At 38.1% G+C, this 24,118-nt stretch carries 24 protein-coding genes, 1 pseudogene and 1 other annotated feature; of the genes and pseudogenes, 18 read left to right on the forward strand and 7 right to left on the reverse strand.

The window, feature by feature from the left end; all coding sequences use genetic code 11:
* Nucleotides 1–251 precede the first annotated feature (251 nt).
* Both mnmM and mnmL read right to left on the reverse strand, forming a co-directional pair.
* Nucleotides 252–824, reverse strand: coding sequence for a tRNA 5-(aminomethyl)-2-thiouridylate-methyltransferase MnmM (gene mnmM, locus SFC47_RS19650; RefSeq protein WP_411256090.1), 573 nt, complete (start codon nt 822–824; stop codon nt 252–254).
* 2 nt (nt 825–826) lie between these two features.
* Nucleotides 827–1,789 carry a tRNA modification radical SAM protein MnmL/YtqA gene (gene mnmL / locus SFC47_RS19655; protein WP_411256092.1) on the reverse strand — a complete coding sequence of 321 codons (963 nt, stop codon included), beginning with the start codon at nt 1,787–1,789 and terminating at the stop codon, nt 827–829.
* 225 nt (nt 1,790–2,014) lie between these two features.
* Between mnmL and SFC47_RS19660 the strand changes: the two genes are divergently transcribed.
* The 10 genes from SFC47_RS19660 to SFC47_RS19705 all read left to right on the forward strand — a co-directional run bounded on the left by SFC47_RS19660 (nt 2,015) and on the right by SFC47_RS19705 (nt 10,959).
* Entirely contained in the window at nt 2,015–2,302 is a 288-nt protein-coding gene (locus tag SFC47_RS19660) for a YtzC family protein (protein WP_411256094.1), read from the forward strand.
* On the forward strand, nt 2,299–2,478 hold the full coding sequence (locus SFC47_RS19665; protein ID WP_411256096.1) for a glycogen biosynthesis protein GlgD: 180 nt from the start codon (nt 2,299–2,301) through the stop codon (nt 2,476–2,478). Before SFC47_RS19660 ends, SFC47_RS19665 begins: the two co-directional genes overlap by 4 nt.
* Before the next feature lie 248 nt (nt 2,479–2,726).
* Nucleotides 2,727–3,557 (forward strand): hypothetical protein, encoded by an 831-nt coding sequence (locus tag SFC47_RS19670; RefSeq protein ID WP_411256098.1) that lies wholly within the window; start codon nt 2,727–2,729, stop codon nt 3,555–3,557.
* Nucleotides 3,558–3,648: 91 nt separating this feature from the next.
* The gene (locus tag SFC47_RS19675) at nt 3,649–4,173 is read left to right on the forward strand and encodes a cytochrome c3 family protein (protein ID WP_411256100.1); all 525 of its coding nucleotides are present in this window, start codon (nt 3,649–3,651) and stop codon (nt 4,171–4,173) included.
* A gap of 2 nt (nt 4,174–4,175) precedes the next feature.
* A complete protein-coding gene (locus tag SFC47_RS19680) occupies nt 4,176–5,636 on the forward strand; it encodes an ammonia-forming cytochrome c nitrite reductase subunit c552 (protein WP_411256101.1) in 1,461 nt (486 codons plus the stop codon).
* A 235-nt stretch (nt 5,637–5,871) separates the two neighbouring features.
* Nucleotides 5,872–6,096 carry a hypothetical protein gene (locus SFC47_RS19685; protein ID WP_411256103.1) on the forward strand — a complete coding sequence of 75 codons (225 nt, stop codon included), beginning with the start codon at nt 5,872–5,874 and terminating at the stop codon, nt 6,094–6,096.
* 136 nt (nt 6,097–6,232) lie between these two features.
* The gene (locus tag SFC47_RS19690) at nt 6,233–7,420 is read left to right on the forward strand and encodes an MDR family MFS transporter (RefSeq protein ID WP_411256105.1); all 1,188 of its coding nucleotides are present in this window, start codon (nt 6,233–6,235) and stop codon (nt 7,418–7,420) included.
* A 137-nt stretch (nt 7,421–7,557) separates the two neighbouring features.
* Nucleotides 7,558–7,783, forward strand: a binding site (T-box leader).
* A 41-nt stretch (nt 7,784–7,824) separates the two neighbouring features.
* Complete coding sequence (gene leuS, locus SFC47_RS19695; RefSeq protein WP_411256107.1) at nt 7,825–10,242, forward strand: leucine--tRNA ligase; 2,418 nt, start codon at nt 7,825–7,827, stop codon at nt 10,240–10,242.
* A gap of 52 nt (nt 10,243–10,294) precedes the next feature.
* Nucleotides 10,295–10,600, forward strand: a complete 306-nt coding sequence (locus tag SFC47_RS19700; RefSeq protein WP_411256108.1) for a rhodanese-like domain-containing protein — start codon at nt 10,295–10,297, stop codon at nt 10,598–10,600.
* A 173-nt stretch (nt 10,601–10,773) separates the two neighbouring features.
* Entirely contained in the window at nt 10,774–10,959 is a 186-nt protein-coding gene (locus SFC47_RS19705; protein WP_411256110.1) for a sporulation protein Cse60, read from the forward strand.
* Between the two features lie 8 nt (nt 10,960–10,967).
* Here the strand turns inward: SFC47_RS19705 and SFC47_RS19710 are convergent, their stop codons facing one another.
* Nucleotides 10,968–12,245: a BaiN/RdsA family NAD(P)/FAD-dependent oxidoreductase gene (locus SFC47_RS19710; RefSeq protein ID WP_411256275.1), complete on the reverse strand. Its 1,278-nt coding sequence runs from the start codon at nt 12,243–12,245 to the stop codon at nt 10,968–10,970.
* Between the two features lie 237 nt (nt 12,246–12,482).
* Between SFC47_RS19710 and SFC47_RS19715 the strand changes: the two genes are divergently transcribed.
* Nucleotides 12,483–14,105 (forward strand): putative polysaccharide biosynthesis protein, encoded by a 1,623-nt coding sequence (locus SFC47_RS19715; RefSeq protein ID WP_411256111.1) that lies wholly within the window; start codon nt 12,483–12,485, stop codon nt 14,103–14,105.
* A gap of 24 nt (nt 14,106–14,129) precedes the next feature.
* Nucleotides 14,130–14,849 (forward strand): pseudouridine synthase, encoded by a 720-nt coding sequence (locus tag SFC47_RS19720; protein ID WP_411256112.1) that lies wholly within the window; start codon nt 14,130–14,132, stop codon nt 14,847–14,849.
* Nucleotides 14,850–14,889: 40 nt separating this feature from the next.
* Here SFC47_RS19720 and SFC47_RS19725 read toward each other — a convergent pair whose 3' ends face one another.
* Entirely contained in the window at nt 14,890–16,677 is a 1,788-nt protein-coding gene (locus tag SFC47_RS19725) for a S9 family peptidase (protein WP_411256114.1), read from the reverse strand.
* 106 nt (nt 16,678–16,783) lie between these two features.
* Nucleotides 16,784–17,230: a Dps family protein gene (locus SFC47_RS19730; RefSeq protein ID WP_411256116.1), complete on the reverse strand. Its 447-nt coding sequence runs from the start codon at nt 17,228–17,230 to the stop codon at nt 16,784–16,786.
* 197 nt (nt 17,231–17,427) lie between these two features.
* On the opposite strand from SFC47_RS19730, the gene speD reads away from it, so the two are divergent.
* The gene (speD, locus tag SFC47_RS19735; protein WP_411256276.1) at nt 17,428–18,237 is read left to right on the forward strand and encodes an adenosylmethionine decarboxylase; all 810 of its coding nucleotides are present in this window, start codon (nt 17,428–17,430) and stop codon (nt 18,235–18,237) included.
* A gap of 148 nt (nt 18,238–18,385) precedes the next feature.
* On the forward strand, nt 18,386–19,111 hold the full coding sequence (locus SFC47_RS19740) for an AAA family ATPase (RefSeq protein WP_411256118.1): 726 nt from the start codon (nt 18,386–18,388) through the stop codon (nt 19,109–19,111).
* 24 nt (nt 19,112–19,135) lie between these two features.
* Here SFC47_RS19740 and SFC47_RS19745 read toward each other — a convergent pair whose 3' ends face one another.
* Both SFC47_RS19745 and SFC47_RS19750 read right to left on the reverse strand, forming a co-directional pair.
* Entirely contained in the window at nt 19,136–20,470 is a 1,335-nt protein-coding gene (locus SFC47_RS19745) for an amino acid permease (protein WP_411256120.1), read from the reverse strand.
* A 176-nt stretch (nt 20,471–20,646) separates the two neighbouring features.
* Nucleotides 20,647–20,868, reverse strand: a complete 222-nt coding sequence (locus SFC47_RS19750) for a DeoR family transcriptional regulator (protein WP_063252171.1) — start codon at nt 20,866–20,868, stop codon at nt 20,647–20,649.
* Nucleotides 20,869–21,392: 524 nt separating this feature from the next.
* Between SFC47_RS19750 and SFC47_RS19755 the strand changes: the two are divergent.
* From SFC47_RS19755 to SFC47_RS19770, 4 genes and pseudogenes are all read left to right on the forward strand, one after another.
* Nucleotides 21,393–21,557 (forward strand): annotated as a pseudogene (locus SFC47_RS19755) (dipeptidase PepV); the annotation flags it as partial.
* A 25-nt stretch (nt 21,558–21,582) separates the two neighbouring features.
* A complete protein-coding gene (gene dat, locus SFC47_RS19760; RefSeq protein ID WP_411256122.1) occupies nt 21,583–22,452 on the forward strand; it encodes a D-amino-acid transaminase in 870 nt (289 codons plus the stop codon).
* Nucleotides 22,453–22,558: 106 nt separating this feature from the next.
* Entirely contained in the window at nt 22,559–23,122 is a 564-nt protein-coding gene (gene thpR, locus SFC47_RS19765; protein ID WP_411256123.1) for an RNA 2',3'-cyclic phosphodiesterase, read from the forward strand.
* Between the two features lie 31 nt (nt 23,123–23,153).
* Nucleotides 23,154–24,086 (forward strand): diacylglycerol/lipid kinase family protein, encoded by a 933-nt coding sequence (locus SFC47_RS19770; protein ID WP_411256125.1) that lies wholly within the window; start codon nt 23,154–23,156, stop codon nt 24,084–24,086.
* The last annotated feature ends 32 nt before the right edge of the window (nt 24,087–24,118 follow it).

Genomic DNA, 24,118 nt, shown 5'->3' on the forward strand with positions numbered 1-24,118 from the left:
TAAATAAGTGGAGTTTTTCCGTTTATTTTCGAAAATACCCATATTTCCTGATAAATAAGCGGAGATTTTTCGCTTATTGCATCTAAATCCTTGGATTTTGTCTTATTTGAAGCAGTTTACCGGAATTCCTCCGCTTATATCTGCTCTGAAAGCTTCCTCAAGATAAAATAGACGGAAAATCTCCGCTTATGCAGACTCAAGCCTATCCGAAAAAAAGCAAGCATAAAAAAAGATAAACCAGGCATCCTGGTTTATCTTTTTTCAATTGCAACAATGAAGGGAGGATTATTTTGTTGGTTAATAAACTGATACACAAGGACATGTGCCTTCTTCTGATCAATTTCCTGGCAATATGTCAATAAGGCATCACGCTCAACTGCACCCTCATCGTGGCCATGGTAAATCACAAGGATAATAATTCCTTCTGGTACCATGATTTCAAGTAATTGTTGTATTGCAGATATCGTGGTCTCTGGTTTTGTAACGATAGATTTGTCACTGCCAGGCAAATATCCTAAGTTAAAAATCGCAGCACTTACCTTACCATGATGCTCGTCAGGAATAAGCTTATAAAGCTGTTCGTGGCCAGCGTGAAAGAAGGTTACCCGGTTAGCTAGACCCTGTTTCTCAAGTCTTTCCCGACTGTTACGAATGGCCTCTTCCTGGACATCAAATCCGTACACTTTTCCGCTTGGACCAACAAGTTCGGCGATAAATAGTGCATCATGGCCATTACCCAAAGTAGCATCTACAGCAACTGCACCAGAAGGAATAGCTTTTTCAAGTAATTTCTTTGCGAAAGGAAGGATTCGGTCAAGCTTCATAATTAATTCCTCACGGTGCTCTCTTGATAATATTTTCCCTGATAGCTGTTTCTCGCTTTTAACTCTGCATCTATAGAGTTAAGTACTTCCCACTTATTCACACTCCACATCGGTCCAACCATTAAATCAATGGGGCCATCACCTGTAATCCGATGCACAATCATTTCCGGAGGTAAAATTTCTAATTGGTCACATACTAAATTGACATAGTCTTCTTGAGAAAGAAACTCAAGCATTCCTTTTTCGTATTGTTTCACCATAGGTGTTCCCTTTAATAAGTGAAGCAAATGAATTTTAATACCTTGGACATCCAGCTTAGCCACTTCTCTTGCTGTTTCCATCATCATGTCATACGATTCAAGCGGTAATCCATTGATAATGTGTGAGCAAATACGGATGCCATGTTTTCTAAGTTTATTTACACCTTCAACATAACATTGGAAATCATGAGCACGATTGATTAATAAGGCTGTCCGTTCATGAACCGTCTGCAAGCCAAGCTCCACCCATAGATACGTTCTCTGGTTTAATTCAGCTAGGTATTCAACAACATCGTCCGGGAGACAATCTGGACGAGTAGCAATCGATAATCCAACAACACCCTCCTGCTTGAGAACACTCTCGAATTTTTCGCGGAGAACCTCAACTGGTGCGTGCGTATTGGTATAGGCCTGAAAGTAGGCCATGTACTTGCCATCTTTCCATTTTGTATGCATTTTTTCCTTAATTTCAAGAAATTGTGTTTCCAGGCTCTCAGTACGGTCACCGGCAAAATCGCCGGAACCCGCAGCACTGCAAAACGTACAACCGCCATGAGCAACTGTACCATCACGGTTCGGACAATCAAAGCCGCCATCTAATGCAACCTTGAAAACTTTATGGCCAAATTGCTGGCGAAGATGATAATTCCATGTATGATAACGTTTATCGTCTGAAGCATATGGAAAAGGGTTGGTCTGAGTCAATTCAGAAACCTCCTTTATATTTTTAACATAACTTACATTTTAACATGAAAAGTGGGGCATATCCATTTGTAATAATTGTATCTTGTTCTCCCAGCACCTCTGCTTTTCTTATTGCCAGTAATTATCAATCGTAAGTTGTAATAGGAAAAGTCAGAGAGAACAAAATAAGAAATGAAGCCCTAAGCTTCAAGGTTCTGGTGTCACCAAAAAGAAGGGGGTCCTTAGATGGCTACACGTGCTTCAATGGACGCATTAATGCAGCAGTGTGAGGATACAATTCGTTATGCGAAAGAACAGTTTGAAACAAGCAGCCTTCAAGAGCATTACAACAATGATGACTATACCAAGGCCTTACAGGATCTTGAACAAACCTATCAGGATATTGCAAAAATGGCCCATAGTGCGAATTCACAGCAGCGGGATCAACTCCATCGTATGAGATTACAAATACAGCAGCTACAAAATACCATGATATTAGAAGGGCAGACTTATACCGGAGGTAACCTGACTTGAAAAAACGATCTAAAAAAAATAATCCAGAACAAAAAACAAGAAATGGAAGCAATAACCAAGATCTCGAGCTAGGTCAAGATGTGGACCTAGTAAAACAAGCAAAAAAGAAATACGAAAAATCTGGCGGTCAGCCAGTAAAATCAAAATTTCACCAAGAGAAAAATCAATCATCATAATAAAGGATTTGGCCTTCGACGAAAGTCGAAGGTTTTTTATATAAAAAATCCTAAATACACCATGAATATAAGGTAAAATTCCAGTTCACAAATTAGAAATAACTCAATATGTTTTTGTGATTTTGGTCACAGAATGAGTTTAGCTAATTTGCGATAAATAAAGTAAGAATTTCCGCATTGGAAAATTTTTTTAAGAAATATTGTGAACCAATTCACAATTTATTCACAAATAGAAGGGAAGTAAAAATATGAAAAAGGTATTCATTAACATAAATTTTCTCCTCTGTATACTGCTGCTGTTTAACCCTGCAGCCATCTCAGCAGAAGATAATCAACTCATTTTAAATATGGAGGAACTTTCAATAAAAGTAATGCCTGAATTTGCTTTCCATCCAAATGATAAGGAAAAAGAACACCCGCCATTACTAATTGGCTATCAAGGAACCATGCGTAATCAAACAGACCAGCCGCAAAAAGGGCAAATTGAGATCCCGCTGCCATTGAATGACAAGAACTTCCGAATTGGATATGTTGCTGATTACTCTAGCGACTTATCAAAGGTTTATGAAATAGAGTACATACTAGATCAAGAAAAAGGTACGATTTCTTGGACAACGAGTGAAGAAATTCAACCAAATGATGTTTATAAATTTGTTGTTGAATTTTATACAGATACCTTAAAGGTTGATAAAGAAAGAAAATCCTTGTCATACCCATTTAAGTCCTTTACCGATATTGGTTTATTCAATGTTTCGTTCATTGAACCTTTACGTGCAGAAAAGTTCGTTCTAAATCCAGCCCCCGAGGAGAAAAACACTCATGGTGATGAAGAAGGTGTCCATTCCTATTACTTCCAAGGAATCAAGGCTGGAGAGGAAAAAAACTTTACCCTGACATATGAGAGGACAGAGACAACACCAACTGTTGAGATGATTGAAAAACAAGAACAACAACCACTCAATAATAATGAAAATAAAAAAAATCCTAGGATCCTTTCCATTGCAGCAGTTAGTGGAGCAGGTTTACTAGCTGCAGGTGCATTCGTTTTCTTAATTAATCGAAATCGCCCAAAGATATAGGCAGGTAAAACCATTTCCTTTTGGCAATAAAGTACTCCAGTACTTTATTCAATAAATTAGAGAGAAAGTTTAAATTATGGGAGGTGAAAGAATGTTTAAAAGAGGGTTAAAAAAATTGCTGGCAGTAGATAAAAGGGTATTGATACTAGGTGCTCTTATAGCTGGCGTACTCTTTTCATTCGGGACAGTAAAAACAATGGCTTACTTGGATTCACCAGGATTTTGTCAAAACTGTCACACGATGAAGTCGGTGTATACATCATTTGTGGATTCGACTCATGCAGAATTGCAGTGTAACGACTGTCATTTACCGCATGAAAGTGAGGTTGGAAAGTTATTTTTCAAAGGCCGCGCAGGGATGACACATATTTTCTATAACACACTAGGTACCGAAGATATTCCAGACAGAATCTATGCGACAACACGAACATTAAGAGTTATCAATCAAAACTGTGCAGATTGTCATAAGAGCACAATTGATAATGTCTCACATGATGCAAAGGAAAACTGTATGTCATGTCACCAAACGGTACCGCATGGAAGTGATTTTAAAGATGATAGTTACCATCAGCCGCCGAAATCCGGTGAGCTATTAAAGAATAAGGGAGGATTTTAAGCATGAATAGGTTCCGTTATGGGGCAACCCTCCTTCTACTAGTACTTGTTCTCATCATTACTGGATGCAGCAATTCTACTGACGGTGCAAGTGAAAAGACTGCAAGTGCTAAGGAAGCTAAGGGTACGACAGGCCTTTCTAAAGACGAAATAAGCAATGAGGCCTTTAAAGAGTTATTTCCACTTCAATATAATAGCTATATGAAAAATGAAAAAATGGAAGACACCAAATACAATGGTTCTGTAAAACGCAGTAAATATGATCCTGATAAAGAACCTTTGCTTCCAGTACTTTTTAACGGTTATGGATTTGCCACTGAATATAATGAGGACCGCGGTCACGTATATGCTTTGGATGATGTAAGGGATGTAAAACGAATTACCGATAAGTCGGTTGGTTCTTGTTATACATGTAAATCAACAGCTGTACCTCAAATGATTGAGGAAATGGGTGACGAGTATTGGGGAGCGAATTTTAATTCAGACATTTGGCCAAAAGGGGAAGCAATGGGACACTCACCAATTGGATGTTCTGACTGCCATGACCCCGAAACCATGGATTTACGCGTTACACGTCCCAGCTTCTACAAGGCTTTAGAGGCACAAGGTATAGATACTTCCAACCCGACTAAAAACGATATGCGCAGCTATGTTTGCGGCCAGTGCCACGTGGAGTACCATTTTGCCGCAAGTAATAGTGAAGTTACTTTCCCATGGAATGAAGGCTTTAAACCAGAAGATATGTATAAATACTATGATACCATTGCTAAAGAAAATGGTTTTGAAAAGGATTGGGTTCACAATATTTCTGGTGCCCCAATGTTAAAAGCACAGCACCCTGAATATGAAACACATGCCAGCGGTACACATGGTAAGGCAAATGTTTCCTGTGCAGACTGTCACATGCCGTATGAACGTGTAGATGGAAAGAGAAAAATCACGTCTCACTATTGGACATCACCGCTTAAGACAATGGATACTTCATGCGGACAATGTCATGGGGATCGAGATTTAGACAAATTAAAGGATCGCGTTATCGAAATCCAGGATGCAAACGTAAGTGCATTACATGAAGCACAGGATATTTCAACAACAGCGCACTATTATATTAATAAGATGCTTACTACTGGAGTCAGCCAGGACAAGATTAAGCAGGCACAAGAATATGTACGTAAAGGTCAATGGTTCTGGGATATTATTGCTGCAGAAAACTCTTCAGGCTTCCACAATCCGCAAGGTTCTATGGATTCCTTAAGAGAATCAGTTGTCCAATCGAACAATGCTATTCGCCTTGCAACAGAAGAGCTAGTAAAAAAGGGTGTCAGCATCGAAGAGCTTAATGCTGAAATTGAAAAAGTAAAGAGTGCGGTCCAAGCAGAAACTGTAAACGAAAAGAAAAAGGATCACGCGGTAAACAGCTACTTCCCTGCACAGCAGTCAGTAGTGCCAGCAGTAAAAAAATAGACCCTTTCAATAACATTCTTAATCGTCCCGCTAAGAAGGATTAAGAAGTGTAAGGAAAGAGTCCATAAATGAAAATTGAAGAAAACACTGTTTCTCCTTAGGAGGCAGTGTTTTCTTGTTATTATTGTGACCAAATCCTGTATTGCTGTCAATTAAACTTTCCTGCTATTGGTCTAAAATGGGTAAAAAACAAATATTTTATAAGGAAGAATCCAATATGAAATAGGTGAGGATCATGTATGTCGTTCATTTTTTTGAAAACAGAATCGAACTTCTAAATCAGCTGCTTGGAAATGTCCCGGCAGTTGGTGATCAGCTTACCATTAAAGGTCGAAAAGGGAAGGTCACAGATGTAAATCATGTGGATGACACACATGTCCATGTGCAAATTACGGTAGAAAAAGCACCAGTCAAAAATAAGAATACAGCTGCAGATTTAGCGAAAAAGAAAAAAAGATAAATTGAATTCTAAAGGTCCTGTTTCAGGGCTTTTTTTTATTATTACAACAATTTGGAAAAGGATTGCTTGAAATTGTGAATGGGACTACAATATCTTTTGGAACAGGTAACTAACGAATGATAAAGGGGCGTTTTTCATGCCGCGTGCCTTATGGCTTTTAATTATTGGGATGGCAGTGAATGTAACAGGCTCTTCTTTTTTATGGCCTTTAAATACCATCTATATTCACGAGCATTTAGGAAAATCTCTATCCATTGCAGGTGTTGTCTTAATGCTCAACTCAGCTGCAAGCGTGATTGGAAATCTGTACGGCGGCAGTCTATTTGATAAACTAGGCGGCTATAAATCAATTATTTTAGGAATTAGTATTACGCTTTCTGCTCTAGTAGGATTGACCTTCTGGCATGGCTGGCCAGCATACATTATTTTTCAAATTATTATCGGTTTTGGAACAGGGATCATTTTCCCTTCCATGTATGCGATGGCGGGCTCAGTCTGGAAAGAAGGCGGACGTAAAGCCTTTAATGCTATTTATGTGGCCCAGAATCTTGGAGTGGCAATAGGAGCTGCACTTGGCGGTATCGTAGCTGACTATTCTTTCGAATATATTTTCCTAGCCAATACAATTATGTATGTAATCTTTATGCTTATTGCAGTGTTTGGTTATAAAGGAATCTCTAGTAAACCAGCTGTACAAGAGAATGAAAGTAACGAGCCTGTATCTGAAACAGGCAGAAAAAATTTGTATGCGATATTAATTCTATGCATCGGTTATTTACTCTGCTGGGTGGCATACGTTCAATGGCAGACAACGATTGCTGCCTATACACAGGAAATAAATATCTCATTAACACAATACAGTTTGTTATGGTCAGTTAACGGAGCGATCATCGTCCTTGGTCAGCCTCTTCTAAATGGATTACTAAAACATATGACAGCTTCCTTAAAAGTTCAAATTCTTATCGGCATTGGAATTTTTACTATTTCTTTCCTTATTGCAGGAAACGCAAGTGCATTTTCAGGTTTCTTAGTTGCGATGATTATTTTAACTATTGGTGAGATGTTTATTTGGCCAGCTGTTCCAACTATCGCCTTTGACTTGGCTCCGAAGGGACGCGAAGGGTTTTATCAAGGGATTGTTAATAGTACGGCTACAGGAGGAAGAATGATTGGTCCATTATTAGGGGGACTTCTGGTTGACATATACAGTATGTCTGCATTATTCTACGTTTTAATTGGATTATTCATCATAGCAATTATTACGACATTAGCCTATGACCGCATCCTGCAGACAGAAAAGAAATTCAGCGTAAAACTTTCGTAATGCAAAGATCCGGCTTCTTATTAAGGAAGCCGGTTTTGTTATGTTTAAAAAATATTTATTTGGTCAAACTGATTTAGGTGAATGTTACTTGCATACTGCAGGGAAATTTAATACAATAACCGTAATACTTTTTATATTGAATGACTGTGAGTAGGAGTAGTAGTGAATTATTCCCGTATAATAGAGAGTTGACGGCTGGTGGAAGTCAACCGGGTACATCATGAACTCGCCTATGAGTTGCAAACATGAAGTAACAGTAATGTTTGCCGTATTCCGCGTTAAGGATGAATGAAGCGAGTGTTTTACAACACTAATGTGGGTGGTACCGCGGGAAGATACATAGACAATCCTCTCGTCCCTTTTGGGATGAGGGGTTTTTTTAATTTTTTTTAGGAGGAAACACTATGAGTTTCGATCATCAGCATATCGAGAAAAAGTGGCAAAAGAAATGGGAAGAAGAAAAAACATTTAAAACAAGTGAAGAATTTGATAAACCAAAATTCTACGCATTAGATATGTTCCCTTATCCATCAGGAGCAGGACTGCATGTTGGACACCCTGAAGGTTATACCGCTACGGATATTCTTTCACGGTTAAAGAGAATGCAGGGATACAACGTATTACATCCAATGGGATGGGATGCTTTTGGTTTACCGGCTGAGCAATATGCGTTGGATACTGGAAACGATCCTGCCGAGTTCACAGAGAAAAATATTAACACCTTCCGCAGACAGATTAAATCATTAGGATTTTCCTATGACTGGGATCGAGAAGTAAATACAACTGATCCAGAATACTATAAATGGACGCAATGGATTTTCTTAAAGCTATGGGAAAAGGGTCTTGCTTATATTGATGAAGTAGCGGTTAACTGGTGCCCGGCACTTGGAACCGTATTAGCTAACGAAGAAGTTATTGATGGGAAGAGTGAACGCGGAGGGCATCCGGTTGAACGCCGTCCAATGAAGCAGTGGATGTTAAAAATCACAGCTTATGGCGACCGTTTGCTTGAAGACTTAGAGGAACTTGACTGGCCAGAGAGCTTGAAAGAAATGCAGCGTAACTGGATCGGCCGTTCTGAGGGTGCTGAAGTAACCTTTAACATCGAAGGTCATGATGAAACCTTTACTGTTTTTACAACTCGTCCAGATACTTTGTTTGGTGCTACGTATGCCGTGCTTGCTCCTGAACATTCTTTTGTTGATAAGATTACAACTCAAGAGCAGCGTTCAGCAGTAGACGCTTATTTAGACAAAGTTAAAACTAAGAGCGATTTGGAGCGTACGGATTTAGCGAAAGAAAAGACAGGAGTATTTACCGGTGCGTATGCGATTAATCCAGCTAATGGTGAGAAAATGCCAATTTGGATTGCCGATTATGTATTGGTAAGCTACGGAACTGGTGCAATCATGGCAGTACCTGCACATGATGAGCGCGACTATGAATTTGCGAAACAATTTGATCTTCCTATTAAGGCAGTGGTAGCAGGAGGAAGTATTGAAAGTGAAGCTTATACAGGTGATGGAGAACACATTAACTCAGATTTCTTAAATGGTCTTAATAAAGAAGAAGCAATAACAAAAATGATTTCTTGGCTTGAAGAGAAGGGAATTGGAACGAAGAAGGTAACCTTCCGTTTACGTGATTGGCTGTTTAGCCGCCAGCGTTATTGGGGTGAGCCGATTCCAATTATCCATTGGGAAGATGGCACAATGACAGCAGTTCCTGAAGATCAGCTGCCATTAACCTTACCGAAAACAACCAATATCAAGCCTTCTGGAACTGGAGAATCACCGCTTGCTGTGATTGAGGATTGGGTAAATGTCGTGGACCCAGAAACCGGTAAGAAAGGACGTCGTGAAACAAATACAATGCCGCAATGGGCAGGCAGCTGCTGGTATTATTTACGATATATTGATCCGAAAAATGATCAGGCACTTGCTTCCAAAGAAAAATTGGAGCACTGGCTTCCTGTAGATGTTTACATTGGCGGAGCAGAACATGCTGTTCTACACTTACTATATGCTCGTTTCTGGCATAAAGTCCTTTATGATATTGGTGTAGTCTCAACTAAAGAACCATTCCAAAAGCTTTTCAATCAAGGGATGATTCTAGGTGAGAACAATGAGAAAATGAGTAAGTCAAAAGGAAATGTAGTAAATCCTGATGATATTGTAGACAGTCATGGTGCTGATACACTTCGTTTATATGAAATGTTCATGGGACCACTTGATGCTTCAATTGCTTGGTCTACGAATGGTCTGGATGGATCCCGCCGTTTCCTTGATCGAATTTGGCGTTTAATGGTGGAAGAAAATGGAAAATTAAATCCAAAAATTCAAGAGAATGAAGATGCTTCTATTTTAGAAAAGGTATACCACCAAACCGTGAAAAAGGTAACCGAGGATTATGAGGGCTTGAGATTTAATACGGCGATTTCACAAATGATGGTGTTTATAAATGAAGCCTATAAATCAACTGTTCTTCCAAAGCACTACATGGAAGGCTTCGTGAAAATGCTTGCCCCAGTTGCACCGCATGTGGCGGAAGAACTTTGGGAAAAGCTTGGCCACAGCGGCACGATTTCATATGAAACTTGGCCTGCTTATGATGAAGCCAAATTAGTGGATGATGAAGTTGAAATTGTCATTCAAGTTAATGGTAAAGTGAAAACAAAGCTTAAGGTGCCGACAGATGCTAGTAAAGAAGCTTTAGAAGGTATTGCGATGGAAGACGATCGAGTGAAGGAACAAATCGAAGGGAAAACCATTCGCAAAGTAATCACCGTTCCTGGTAAACTTGTTAATATCGTAGCAAACTAATGGAGAATCCCCCTGTTTAGACAGGGGGAAACCTAATATAGGGGTGGGAAAAATGGAAGAAATTCAAACTATTACGCCAGAAGAATTAAAGAAAAAGCTCGAAGAAAACGAGAAACTTGAGCTCGTTGATGTAAGAGAGGACGATGAGGTTGCACAAGGAATGATTCCAGGTGCAAAGCATATTCGCATGGGAGAGATTCCTGCTAACCTTGACTATTTTGACAAAGATAAAGAATATATTTTTATCTGCCGTTCCAGCGCTCGAAGCGGGAATGTATGCTACTATTTGCAAGAACAAGGCTATAAAGTCCGTAATATGATTGGCGGCATGCTCGCATGGCCAGGAGAGACAGAATAAACGATTCCTATGAGGGATCGTTTTTTTTGATCAATTTGGGTAACAATCAAGGCGGGATTGTGACCGAAAAGAATAGGGGGCACTAATTTAGGTGAAAATCCAATTTCGATTTATTTATTTTAAAATTCTGAAAAATTGGGAATAAATGATAGAAAAAGGAAAGGAAGATTCAGATGATCCAAGTAAAGTTGTTTGACCGTGAGCATGAAAAAGATCTAGAGAAGGAAATGAACCGCTTTTTAAAAGGAATAGATGAAAAGCAGTTAATGGATATAAAGTATAATGTGGCTGCGATAACAGAGGATGAAGAGGAAGAACAGATCTATTGTTTTTCAGCGATGATTATTTACAAGGCCTGATAAAATAATCAGGCCTGATATGATTTCTTTGCAGAAATAGCTGCATTCGTCCCGGCAAGCCGGCCTGTAACTAATGCTGAGGTTATATTGTATCCGCCGGTATACCCATGGACATCAAGAATTTCCCCGCAGAAGTAGAGACCATCCATCAACTTCGATGCCATTGTCTGTGGTTCAATTTCTTTAACAGAAACACCACCGCCGGTTACGAATGCTTTCTCGAGCGGCAGAGTACCATTTACCTTTATTAAGAATTGCTTGCAGCTTTTCACAAAGGTACGAATCTTATCATTTGAGATTGTGGCACCCTGTTCGGCAGGATCAATATCATTTTGTTCTAACAGAAACAAAAGATATCGTTCAGGAACAAGTCCTTTTAAGGTGTTTTTTATACTCCTTTTTGGCTCGCTTTTTACTAACTTCACAATTTCTTGAAAAAACGCCTCTTCCTTTTTATCTGGAATCACATCTAAACTCATGGTAACTTCAGTTAATTTCCACTTTTTCATCGCTTTTACGACAAATTGACTGCAGCGAAGAACTGCTGGGCCGCTAAGACCAAAATGGGTAAAAATCATATCCATCCTGTGAGTTATGAGAGCTTTTCCTTTTGGATTCAACACACTAAGCTCAATGTCTCTTAATGATAGGCCTTGCAGTGATTTGTTTTTTATAAAAGGCTCATTTGAGGTGACAGGCACCTCAGTTGGAAACAGTTCTGTAATTGTATGCCCGGCTTTTTTCGCCCATGCGTAACCGTCTCCAGTTGAACCTGTATGAGGAACAGATTTACCGCCAACCGCGATGACCACAGATTTTGTTTGTATTTCTGTGCCGTTTTTTAGCTTCACGGAGGATACATGTCCATCTTGGTAATGAATATCGGCCACAGGGCTGTTCGTGTATACCTTCACCTTGAGCTTCTCTAATTGATCTAATAAAGCATCTACGACAGATTGTGCTTTATTGGAGACAGGGAACATCCGGCCGTGGTCCTCTTCCTTTAATTCAATTCCCAGCTTTTCAAAAAACTTAATAATATCTTCATTACTAAAAATAGAAAAGGCACTGTATAAAAATTTCCCGTTACCTGGCAAGTGCCTAATAATTTCCTCGACGGGTAGGCGGTTAGTAACATTACAGCGCCCGCCTCCAGAAATGGCCAGCTTCCTGCCCAGCTTATCTCCTTTATCAATTAAAAGGACTTTTAATCCCTTCTCGCCGGCAGCAATTCCAGCCATTAAACCTGAAGGGCCGCCCCCAATAACAACAACATCGTATATCATACGTCCACCAACTTTATGTATTTTCAATTAAATTTAATACCTGCGCATTAATCCATTATAAACATTCGTATAGAAAAGAAAACGAAAAGACATTTATTTTTATGAAAATTAACTATGCTGTTAGTAGCATCGCAGCCAAAAGAGTTGTAAACTACTAATAGTGTGCAAAAATAGCCGATAGGAACTTTGCTCACATGCGCACAATCTATTTCTTCACTAGGAAGGGATTCTTAATTTATGTCGTCTAAGCTTATAAGAGGAACATTTATTTTAACATTGGGTACCATCATATCCAAGATTCTTGGCTTATTATATGTTATACCCTTTTATCAAATTGTAGGTTCAGAAGGAACTGCATTGTATCAATATTCATACATACCTTACACGATCTTTATAAGTATTGCCACGGCCGGAGTACCGCTTGCGGTTTCTAAATTCATTTCTAAGTATAATGCACTAGAAGAATACGCTGTTGGCCGAAGGTTATTTAAATCTGGACTAGTTATGATGCTTTTGACAGGTATTGCTTCGTTTTTAATCCTATATCTTTCAGCACCGCTTATTGCTGACATGATCATTACAAAAAAAGAGGATGTCGGATCAAGAGCAAAAGATATTATTACGGTTATCCGTGCAGTAAGTTTTGCTTTGATTGTGATACCGTTTATGAGTTTAATTAGAGGTTTTTTTCAAGGACATCAGTCGATGGGACCTTCAGCGGTTTCTCAAGTTGTGGAACAAATTGTCCGGATTACGTTTACACTTGCAGGTGCCTATATTGTTATTAACTTCTTAAATGGAAGTATCGTAACAGCTGTAAGTGTCGCCACCTTTGCAGCTTTTGTAGGGGCGATTGGGAGCCTCGTTGTATTATTCTGGTATTGGTATAAACGGAAACCACATTTAGACCAGCTGCTCCAGCAGGATAGAGGGGAAGTACAGGTTTCGTTAACAGAAATTTATAAGGAAATCATTGTCTATGCAGCTCCTTTTGTGTTTGTTGGGATTGCCAACCCATTATTTCAAGCCATCGATCAAGTTACCTTTACACGGGCAATGCAGGAAATCGGCCACAGCTTCAAGGCAGCTGATGCAGCATTTTCTATTCTAAATTTTGAATCACATAAAATCGTTATTATCCCTGTTTCTCTTGCAACAGGGTTCTCGCTGGCTCTTGTTCCAAGTATCACCAAGGCTTTTGTAGATAAAGATCGAAAAGGGTTAAAACAGCAGCTAAATCAGACCTTTCAAGTGTTATTGTTCTTAACACTGCCTGCAGCAATCGGGCTTTCCCTTTTAGCAGAGCCTATCTATACTGTATTTTACGAGTATAAGCCAATTGGATTTGAAGTACTAAGAGCCTATGCTCCTGTTGGAATTCTATTTTCTTTATTTTTAGTAACGAGTTCCATTCTGCAGGGAATCAATGAACAACGATGGACCGTATTAAGCTTGTTAGTTGGATTACTAATTAAATTATCGCTAAATATTTCTCTTATTACCATGTTTGAAACAAAAGGCGCGGTATACGCAACAGCACTTGGATACATCGGAGCCATATTGATTCAATTATTTGTTATAAAAAGTTATGCAAAATACCCTTTCTTATTTGTTTGGAGAAGGAGTTTGTTAATTATCATTTTTGCTAGTCTTATGTGGGCAGGTACGTTTTTGGTATATCAACTGCTCCTGTTATTTCTAACTCCAGCCTCTAAGTTTCAGTCGCTCATCATTATTTTTGTTTGTGCAGCCATTGGAGCGGCAGTCTATTTTTATTTAGGTTTAAAATCTGGGCTTGTAAACAGACTATTTGGTGATAGGGTTGACCGAATAAAACGGAAATTAAAAATAACGAATTAAACGCTTTAAGAGAGGAGGATTATTTTGAGAATTGATAAGATGCTGGCTAATCTTGGCTATGGCAGTCGTAAAGAAGTAAAGCAGCTTTTAAAAAGCGGTGCAGTCAAAATTGATGATGTGATCGTAAAAGATGCAAAGCAGCATGTTGATACCAATAAACAAACTGTTACGCTAAATGGTGAAGTTATTGAATATAAAGAATTTATTTATTTAATGATGAATAAACCCCAAGGAGTTTTGTCGGCAACAGAGGACAGTGTAGGGGAAACCGTAATCGACTTACTGGAACTTGAAGACCAGGTTTATGAGCCATTTCCGGTCGGAAGATTGGATAAAGATACGGAAGGGCTGCTGTTAATTACAAATGATGGCCAATTAGCACACAGGCTGTTATCACCTAAAAAACATGTTCCCAAGACATACTTTGCTGTGATAGACCAGGAAGTCAGTGGTGAAGATGTAAAGGCTTTTGCGAAGGGAGTAACCCTTGATGATGGGTACGAAACAAAACCAGGCGAGCTGAAAATTTTAAAATCTGGCATTCGCTCTGATATTGAATTAACGATAACCGAGGGAAAGTTTCACCAAGTGAAAAGAATGTTTGAGTCTGTAGGAAAAAAGGTCGTTTACTTAAAACGGATATCCATGGGACCATTGCCATTAGACGAAACACTTGAACTTGGAGAATATCGGGAATTAACAGATGAAGAAGTAGAACTGTTAAAAAATTATCAAGTACAATAGGAAAAATCGCATGTGGATAAGACCGCATGCGATTTTTTATTTAGATATATTGATTAAAGAAATCTAAGACTGCACGGTAGACCTTTATTTCATTCTCTTTCTTCGTAAATCCGTGCCCCTCATCTTCAAATACCATGTATTTCACATTCACACCATTTTTTTGCAGAGCATCAACGATTTGATCTGATTCTGCCTTAATTACCCGGGGGTCCATAGCCCCTTGGATCACTAACATAGGTTTAACCATGTTCTCTAGGTACGTAATAGGGGAATATTCGATTAATTTCTCACGGTCTTTCACCGGGTCACCAACCCACTGATTCATGACCGGTTTCCAATGTTCTGGAACGGAGTTAATAAAGGAGAAAAGATCACTTGGTCCGAAAATATCAACAACCGCCTTAAAATAATCGGCATGACGTCCATGAAGTAATAACGCCATGTACCCGCCGTAGCTTCCGCCCATAAGAAGGATTTTTTCACGATCAGCATAGCCATTTTTAATTAAGAATTCTAAACCCTCAATATTATCTAAACGAGGACCATGACCCCAATCACCTTCTACCATCTTCATAAACTTCAAACCATAACCTGAAGATCCACGGAAGTTCGGAGCAAAAATACTATATCCTCTATTCACTAAAAATTGGAATAGCGAGCGGAATTCTTTCCGTTCTGCGGCTTGAGGTCCACCATGCGGCCAAAGAATCACATGGCCATTAGTTGTATCTTCCTTCGCTTTAAAAAGTAATGCTTCAATTTCAAGTCCATCAAAAGAAGGGTACGTTAATATCTCAGGCTCAACTAATTCCTCTTCAGGTACTCCTGGAACCCCATAGTTTGTTAGTGCTGTCCACTCAGACTGAGAATGTGACTTTTTGAAAATATTTGCTGGACGAGTAGCTGAGCGTGTTAAAAGATATAAGTTACCTTCTTTTGAAATATGCAGCTTTTCAACAATACTTGCAGGTGTTTCGAGTTCCGTTAATGTTTGATGGGTAAAATCATAGCTGTAAAGCTTGTCTGATACACCCTTGGAACTGACAAAATAGAGGATATTTCGTTCCCTGTCAATCTTTAATTCATTAAGATCTTCTCCCTCTAGTTGAAGCACCTTTGTAAATTTTTTAGTAGTAAGGTTGAACTTAGCTAAGTAGGACAAATCTTCGCTGTAATTTGTGATTAGAAAAAGCTCTTCTTCTGACACAAAGTCAGCAGCAGATACGGTATGCTGTTCATCTGTTTTTGGTGTTAATAAGATCTCTTCGTTAATAGTTTTTACATATGCAAGCGTATTGGTATTTGCAAAGTGTTTTAAATATAAATAACTTTTTTCTTCGGGGCTGGCAGTGAGTAGATATGTCGCAGCGTCATCTCCATGTATGACAACAGCCTCTTCTTCTGTTTCTAGATTGTAGCAATAACCTTTTAAGAAGGTCGAATCATCTTTAGTAGAAGTATAATAAAGTCGTTTTCCATCTTCAGATAAAAAGGGATATGTGTGTCTATGCCCTTCTGCCAATCTAATCGGTTTTAGTTCCCCTCCTTTAGGAGGAAAGGCGTAAAGTTGTGCGTTCTCGTCTCCGTCTTTATCAAAGCCTGCAATAACAAACCGGCCTTGTTTGTCGAATTCTATCCCATAACTGATTTGATCATTAAAGGTAAGCGGATAGGGGAATATATTTGGTAAATCCATTGCCCATAAATTATATTTTCCACTTAAATTCGTACTAAGAATAAGCTGTGATTCATCATGGCTGACAGCAAAGTCGTGGATATTAAATGTTTTAAAAAATTGATCAACATCTGGCTTCTTAAATGAAAGCATATTTCTAAACCTCATTTCATTATGTATTCACTACTATATTCTGGAATAATATAGAAATTCCTGCAAAAAATAAAAATAGGACAAGGCATATGGCCTTGTCCTGTTTTTATGCTTGAAGGAAGGATGTTAACATCCAATTATGCTTACTTAGTTTTTCTATTAATTCTGTGAACATATCACTCGTAACTTCATCATTCTCATGTTCGGCTGCCTCTTTACCTGAGTTCAATTCTGAAACAATCAGCGAGAAATCATTAATAATGGTTTGTACCATTTCTTCAGCTGTTAAATTCTCAGTACTTTCTTCAATCGTGGCATATTGGATATATTCTTTTAATGTTGAAACTGGCTTTCCACCTGTAATTAATAATCGTTCAGCCAATTCATCGATTGTGGCAGCCGCTTCTTCGTACAGTTCTTCAAATTTTTCATGTAAGGTGAAGAAGTGTGGACCTTTCACATACCAGTGGAAACGGTGTAGTTTTGTGTAAAGTACATTCCAGTTTGCAAGTTGTTGGTTCATTACTTGTTCTAATGTCATTGTTTGAGTCATGATTTATTCCTCCTAATTTCATATCTGTTTTTATTATAACATATATTAATTAAAAGTAAATATTAAATTAGAATTATTATAAATAACAAATTTGGAAGTCCTTTTTAAAAAATAAGTAACTATTTATGAAAATGGGTAATCTAAAAATATTTACTACACTGTCCCACGTTCCCGAAAATCAAAAAGGGGGAAGCATGATGAAACTTTCACACAAAGAGACCATTGAACTCCATGGTTTTAATAACTTGACCAAATCGTTAAGCTTCAACATGTACGATATCTGTTATACACGTTCAAGAGAAGAACGTGAGGCATATTTAAAGTATATTGATGAGCAATATAGTGCTGAAAGATTGCAAAAGATCTTAACCAATGTTTCGGATATTATTGGCGCACATGTATTAAATGTAGCAAGCCAGGATTTTGAACCAGCTGGTGCAAGTGTTACTCTTCTTGTTTCAGAGGGCCCTGTTGAAAATGCCCCTTCCGAACATTTTGAGGAATCTCCAGGACCTCTGCCTGAATCAGTTGTCATGCAGTTAGATAAGAGTCATATTACGGTTCATACATATCCTGAATACCACCCTGATGAAGGAATTAGTACATTCAGGGCTGATATCGATGTATCAACCTGCGGCGAAATTTCACCGCTAAAGGCGCTTCATTATCTTATTCGTTCGTTTGAAACAGACGTTATGACGATTGATTACCGTGTCCGCGGTTTTACACGGGATAAGGATGGATATAAATTATTTATCGATCATGAAATTAGCTCAATCCAAAATTATATTCCTGAGGATGTTGGCGAATTATTCGACATGATTGACGTAAATGTTTATCAAGAAAATATCTTTCATACAAAATGTAAGCTTCGGGAATTTGATTTAAACAACTACTTATTTGGCTATAAAAAAGAAACCTTACATCCAGAAGAACTAATTGAAATTACCGAGAGAATAAAGCTAGAGATGGATGAAATTTTTTATGGCAAAAATATTGTGCAATAAATGACCCTATTACTTATCGCGTTAATAAGTCGCATACTTGCCAAGAAGAGAGTTCGCAGCAGCCTTACGAAAAAGTAAGGCTGCTTTTTTATGCAGATGGTGTAAAATGGTATTCAAAGGAAATAATTTTAGTGAAGAGGAGAGAACGATGTTCTTAAAAAGAGTTACTTTTTTAAAGGAAGATGTACCTGCCTATAGCCATTATCCATTTTCTATCCCTTCAATAGCAAGTCTCGATGAAATGAGATTTGAACGAAATGTCACTTTTTTTGTAGGCGAAAATGGTTCAGGTAAATCAACTTTATTAGAAGCGATAGCGGATAAATGTGATTTTAATACTGCCGGCGGCGGGAGAAATAATTCGTATGATGTCTATGAAACGGATTCAGACCTTAGTGAGTATATTAGACTCTCTTGGATGCCAAAAGTAACAAATGGATTCTTTTTACGTGCGGAATCGTTTTATCATTTTGCCACCCATATTGATGAAGTAGATGAAAATGGATTTAAGGATTATGGTGGAAAATCGTTGTTGCAGCAATCGCATGGTGAATCATTTTTATCATTATTTTTAAATCGGTTTAATGGGGAAGCTATTTATCTGTTAGACGAGCCTGAGGCTGCTTTATCTCCTGCCAGGCAATTAACCCTCTTAAAAATTATTCATGACCTAGAAAAGCAAGGTGACGCCCAGTTCATAATTGCCACGCATTCACCCATTTTATTGGGGTACCCAGAAGCAGATATTTATAGTTTTGACCATGGACAAATTTCAAAAATAAACTATGAAGACACAGACCACTATACTATTACAAAATACTTTTTAGAAAATAGAAACAGATTTCTCTATGAGCTTTTTAAGGAGGATGAATAAAAAAAGTGATATCCGTTTTGGATATCACTTCTTTTTAGTTATAAATGACAGAACTACCAGCGTCCCGATTATGATTAGGGAAACAGTTGAGCCAATCAGATTATTTGGAGAAAAAATAAAACCAATAAAAATTAAGCATAACGCAATAATCGCAATGATGGTTGTGAATGGAAACCATCGTACATTAAAAGAAGGCAAAACCTTATACTGCGGTCTTAGCTTCAGGTGGGCGGCACAAATCCCAATCCATACCATCATAATGGTGAAACCGGGAATGGTCATGAGGTAGCTGATGACATCGCTTGGACTAATATAAGCTAAGAAAACACCAACAAGTAAACAAAGAGATGTAATTAAAAGCCCAATAACCGGAATACCATTTTTAGAGGTTATCATAAATCTATTAGGAGCTACTCCGCTTTTGGCCATTGAAAAGAGTGTTCTCGAAGTTGCATAGATCCCAGAGTTGGCCGCTGATAGGACAGCCGTTAATAGAATAAAGTTCATCACATGTGCCGCACCGGGCAGCCCGGTTATGTTAAACACTTGAACAAATGGACTGTCTTGACCAGTAACTTGATTCCAAGGCATAATCCCGCAAATAATTAAAATAGGAAAAATATAAAAGATAATAACCCGCCATACTGCACCCTTGATGATACTTGGCATAACTCGCTCAGCGTCCTTTGTCTCAGTTACAGCAACCCCAACTAACTCCGCACCGCCATAGGAGAACATAACAACTAAAAAGGCACTAAGCATCCCGCTCACTCCATGTGGGAAAAATCCGCCATGTGCGGTATAGTTTGCCAGGGGTTCTTCAATATTACTAGGAAAAATACCAAAAATAATTAGAGCACCTAAAAGGATAAAAGCAACTAATGCCGCTATTTTTATTCCTGCAAACCAAAACTCAAGTTCTCCATAATATTTTACCGGGAATGAATTAATGGCTATAATGACAACTGCACAGAGCAGGCTAAGAAGCCATAAAGGAATAGAAGGAAACCAGAACTGCAGAAAACTACCCGCTGCTAACAATTCTACGGTAATAACAATGGTCCAGTTAATCCAATAAAGCCAGCCGGTAATAAAAGAAAGTTTAAATCCAAATGCTCTATAAAGAAGCAATTGTACATTGTGATTAGGGAATGCAATGGCCATTTCACCTAATGCAGCCATTACAATGAAGAGCAATAGTCCACCGATGAGGTAGGTGAAGATTACACTTGGTCCTGCAATGCTTAATGTATCGGAACTGCCTTTAAAAATCCCTGTACCAATCATGCCAGCTAATGCAATAAACTGAACATGTCTTGGCAGCAATCCTTTTTTTAACTCTTGATGATTATTTTCCATGTTGGACCTGCCTTTGTTGATTAGAATATCACTCTCTTACACAAACGCTTTTAAGCACTAAAGTATTATACTAATATATCATAATATAATAGATATTCAACCTTATTTTATAAATAAAAGCAACTAAGCACACGAAAGATTCGCGTGCTTAGTTGCTTTTATTGTTTATTCATATATTACGAAGACATTTTTACCTTCTTTTGTGTTGTTGTCCATTTTCCGCGGCTTGGGCTAATTACCAAGTCATTATAGGCTAAGACATTTAAATCTCGTTGAATGGTGCGAGGAGTGATACCAAATTCCTCTACAAGTTCTTGCGTCGTGACTGTGCCTTTATTACGAATAAACATGTAGATGCATTTGATGCGGTTTAACATCCGGTTAGTCGAAGGTTTCAAAAAACCACTCCCTATCCTTATTTAAAACCTAGTGTCTATCCCTCTACCGACAGCCTCTGTGATTAGTATGTAATTTTCTTTTCCGCAGACAACTCCTTTATTAATAGATAGTTGCAGTGGATACCTTGATGACTTACATATATTGTACCCATAATTTCTGAAAATTTCTACCATTAGCAAATAATTTACATAAAAAACATCTTTTCTTAACAATTATTGTTCGGCTTTTCTCCTCCCTTTCTTGATTCTTACTATAGTCTATGGGTGTAAATGTTAGGTTTATGACAAATTAATTGAATTTTTTGTTAATTTATAGTCGGACAAGAAATATTTTCTTTAATGGAAATTATTTCGTTTTTACAGGGAATATTGATAGAATATTTGAAAAGCTAATAATACCTTTTGGTTGGAAGAAGCAGAGAAGAGAAAAGACCGGAGGAGAGAGTCTTGGTGTCGCTTATTCAGATGAAGTTTCAGGTGAATTGACAATCAATCCTGGGAAACTTTCATACTCTCGTCAATCTGGCGGCGGTACATACGCTCGCTCATTAAAATCAGGAGTAGCATTTGGACCGTTATTCCCAGGAAGACCAGACATTGCTCATCAAAAAGATGAATTTATTGAAATCAATGACTTATTAAAAGCCACGGCTATCTATGCACAGGCAATCTATGAGTTAGCAAAATAGCAGTAATCAAAAAGGGGGAATAAATATGGAATTTGTTTTTTTAAATGGAGAAATAATTGAGCGTTCAAAAGCCAAGGTTGATGTAGAAGATCGTGGATATCAGTTTGGCGATGGTGTGTACGAAGTAATTCGTATCTATAATGGAAAAATGTTTACACTAGATGAACATCTAAGGCGATTTGTGAAAAGTGCTGAGAGCATAGGAATTTCTATCCCATTTACGAGTGTGCAATTATCAGAAATGTTAAAGGAACTTCTTATAAAAAACAATCTTGAAACAGGAAATATTTATATGCAGGTAACAAGGGGGATTGCTCCTCGAAATCATGTGTTTCCAACTGGAAATGTAGTACCGACACTTGTTGCTTATACTATTAAAGGAGTAAGACCGCTGGAAAGTCTGAAATCTGGAGTAAAGGCAATTTTGACAGAGGATATTCGCTGGCTTCGCTGTGATATTAAGAGCTTAAATTTACTTGGAAATCTATTAGCAAAACAAAAAGCCAGTGAGGCGGGCTGTTTCGAAGCCATTCAGCATCGCGGGAATGATGTTACAGAAGGCAGTTCATCAAATATCTTTATCGTAAAAAATGGTACGGTGATAACACATGAATCAAACAACCTAATTTTAAAAGGAATAACAAAAGACGTTATTTTGGACCTGTGCCTAGCAAATAATATTCCTGTTGAGGAACGGACATTTTCATTGACTGAATTAAACGATGCAGAGGAAGTATTCCTCTCCAGTACAACATCTGAAGTTATGCCGATTATTGAAGTGAATGGAAAGAAAATGGGTAGAGGAGTACCTGGACCAATCACTCGAAAATTGCAAGGTTTATTTGAAAGGGAAATTGAAAAACAATGTGGTCTTCTTGTTGATAAATTAATCTAAAATGAGAGCGTGCACAGACTAGTGCACGTTTTCTTTTTCGTGTAGCGATAATTTACATACATGTTGTTAAAAATAGTCTAAAATAGGAAAAGGAATGATAAGTATAATGCAGCAAACACATTTTTTCTTTGCCGTTAAAATACCAGATGAAATAAAATTAATTATAAAAGAAAAATGCGGTCAGTTAAAAGAAGTCCTCCCTTTTAGCACCTGGGTTCATCATGAGGACTTGCATATTACCCTGGCTTTCCTTGGAAATGCACCGGCTGAAAAACTGTCTAATGCAGTCGATAAGGTTAATACAGCGTTACGCGGGACGAAAGGATTTCACTTAGAAATGAACAAGCTCGGAATTTTTGGAAAAGAAGAATCACCCCGTATTTTTTGGCTGAACACAAAGGTCAGCAGTGAGCTTGATAGCGTTAGAGAAAAAGTATTTACTGCCTGTACTGAAGCAGGTTTTAAACTAGAAACTAGACCGTTTAAACCTCATATTACCCTTGCGCGAAGGTGGAAAGGAGATCAATCCTTTCAGAAAAAGCTCTTAGATTTGTGGGGGGAGCTTCAGCCTGAACCGCTCCTATTTAATATAAGTGAGATCGTTCTATACCAAACACATCTTGATCAGACACCAAAATACGAGCCCAAGACATTATACCTATTAGAATAACAGATAAATTTATGAGGTAAAGGTTGGTTGTATGAAACAAATCTATTTTATTATCAATCCAAAAGCTAGAAATGGCTTCTGTTTGAGAGTATGGGGAAAAGTTGAAACAAAACTACTGGATGATAAGATTCCTTATTTGGCCTTCTTCACAGAATATCATGGTCATGCAACCAAATTAGCTGAACAAATTGCAGAGGAGAATAATCAGCAAAAGGTCATTATTGCTGTTGGCGGTGATGGAACAATAAGCGAAGTCATGAATGGGATTGCAGGATATAACCATATCACATTGGGATTTATACCTGGAGGTTCCGGAAATGATTTCGGAAGAGGATTTCAAATTCCCGCAAATCCACTAGAAGCATTAAATGTGATTTTAACTCAATGGAATGAGGAAGTGCCTCTCAAAGATATCGGGAAAATCACAAAGAAGGATCAAACTGAGCATTATTTTATTAATAATATGGGGGCAGGTTTTGATGCGTTAGTTTCTTATGAAGTGAACCACTCAAGAACTAAAGCTTGGCTCAATAAACTATCTTTAGGCAGGTTAGTTTATGTGTACTTTTTACTAAAAAAACTCTTTTCTTATAAATGCACCACAATTGATTTATCAATTGACGGCAACAGGCATATACTTGAACAAACATGGTTTGTAACTGTTTCCAATCAACCCTATTACGGGGGAGGAATGATGATTGCTCCAGATGCTCTTCTAGACGATGGTCTCCTGGATATTACAGTCGTACATCATTTATCAAAGTTAAAGTTATTATTGGTTTTTATTAGTGTATTCTGGGGGAAGCATATCCATTTTAAAGAAGTAAAAACATTCAAGGGACGTGTCGTTACCATTCATTCTTCATCCTCGCTATATGTCCATGCTGATGGAGAGGACATTGGGTTTACCCCCCTAAATATTCAAGTGCAAACAAAATCTCTTAAGGTTTTAACGAGGGTGTGAAGTATTGAGGGAAACAGATCTGAAAGAGAGGG

Source organism: Neobacillus niacini (genome assembly GCF_046591715.1).
Lineage (GTDB): Bacteria > Bacillota > Bacilli > Bacillales > Cytobacillaceae > Neobacillus > Neobacillus niacini_L.

Excerpts from the sequence above, each read along its gene's own strand:
- mnmM (WP_411256090.1), bottom strand. The coding sequence starts at position 824 with ATGAAGCTTGACCGAATCCTTCCTTTCGCAAAGAAATTACTTGAAAAA.
- SFC47_RS19660 (WP_411256094.1), top strand. The coding sequence starts at position 2,015 with ATGGCTACACGTGCTTCAATGGACGCATTAATGCAGCAGTGTGAGGAT.
- SFC47_RS19670 (WP_411256098.1), top strand. The coding sequence starts at position 2,727 with ATGAAAAAGGTATTCATTAACATAAATTTTCTCCTCTGTATACTGCTG.
- SFC47_RS19675 (WP_411256100.1), top strand. The coding sequence starts at position 3,649 with ATGTTTAAAAGAGGGTTAAAAAAATTGCTGGCAGTAGATAAAAGGGTA.
- SFC47_RS19680 (WP_411256101.1), top strand. The coding sequence starts at position 4,176 with ATGAATAGGTTCCGTTATGGGGCAACCCTCCTTCTACTAGTACTTGTT.
- SFC47_RS19685 (WP_411256103.1), top strand. The coding sequence starts at position 5,872 with ATGTATGTCGTTCATTTTTTTGAAAACAGAATCGAACTTCTAAATCAG.
- SFC47_RS19690 (WP_411256105.1), top strand. The coding sequence starts at position 6,233 with ATGCCGCGTGCCTTATGGCTTTTAATTATTGGGATGGCAGTGAATGTA.
- leuS (WP_411256107.1), top strand. The coding sequence starts at position 7,825 with ATGAGTTTCGATCATCAGCATATCGAGAAAAAGTGGCAAAAGAAATGG.
- SFC47_RS19700 (WP_411256108.1), top strand. The coding sequence starts at position 10,295 with ATGGAAGAAATTCAAACTATTACGCCAGAAGAATTAAAGAAAAAGCTC.
- SFC47_RS19705 (WP_411256110.1), top strand. The coding sequence starts at position 10,774 with ATGATCCAAGTAAAGTTGTTTGACCGTGAGCATGAAAAAGATCTAGAG.
- SFC47_RS19710 (WP_411256275.1), bottom strand. The coding sequence starts at position 12,245 with ATGATATACGATGTTGTTGTTATTGGGGGCGGCCCTTCAGGTTTAATG.
- SFC47_RS19715 (WP_411256111.1), top strand. The coding sequence starts at position 12,483 with ATGTCGTCTAAGCTTATAAGAGGAACATTTATTTTAACATTGGGTACC.
- SFC47_RS19725 (WP_411256114.1), bottom strand. The coding sequence starts at position 16,677 with ATGCTTTCATTTAAGAAGCCAGATGTTGATCAATTTTTTAAAACATTT.
- SFC47_RS19730 (WP_411256116.1), bottom strand. The coding sequence starts at position 17,230 with ATGACTCAAACAATGACATTAGAACAAGTAATGAACCAACAACTTGCA.
- speD (WP_411256276.1), top strand. The coding sequence starts at position 17,428 with ATGAAACTTTCACACAAAGAGACCATTGAACTCCATGGTTTTAATAAC.
- SFC47_RS19740 (WP_411256118.1), top strand. The coding sequence starts at position 18,386 with ATGTTCTTAAAAAGAGTTACTTTTTTAAAGGAAGATGTACCTGCCTAT.
- SFC47_RS19745 (WP_411256120.1), bottom strand. The coding sequence starts at position 20,470 with ATGGAAAATAATCATCAAGAGTTAAAAAAAGGATTGCTGCCAAGACAT.
- dat (WP_411256122.1), top strand. The coding sequence starts at position 21,583 with ATGGAATTTGTTTTTTTAAATGGAGAAATAATTGAGCGTTCAAAAGCC.
- thpR (WP_411256123.1), top strand. The coding sequence starts at position 22,559 with ATGCAGCAAACACATTTTTTCTTTGCCGTTAAAATACCAGATGAAATA.
- SFC47_RS19770 (WP_411256125.1), top strand. The coding sequence starts at position 23,154 with ATGAAACAAATCTATTTTATTATCAATCCAAAAGCTAGAAATGGCTTC.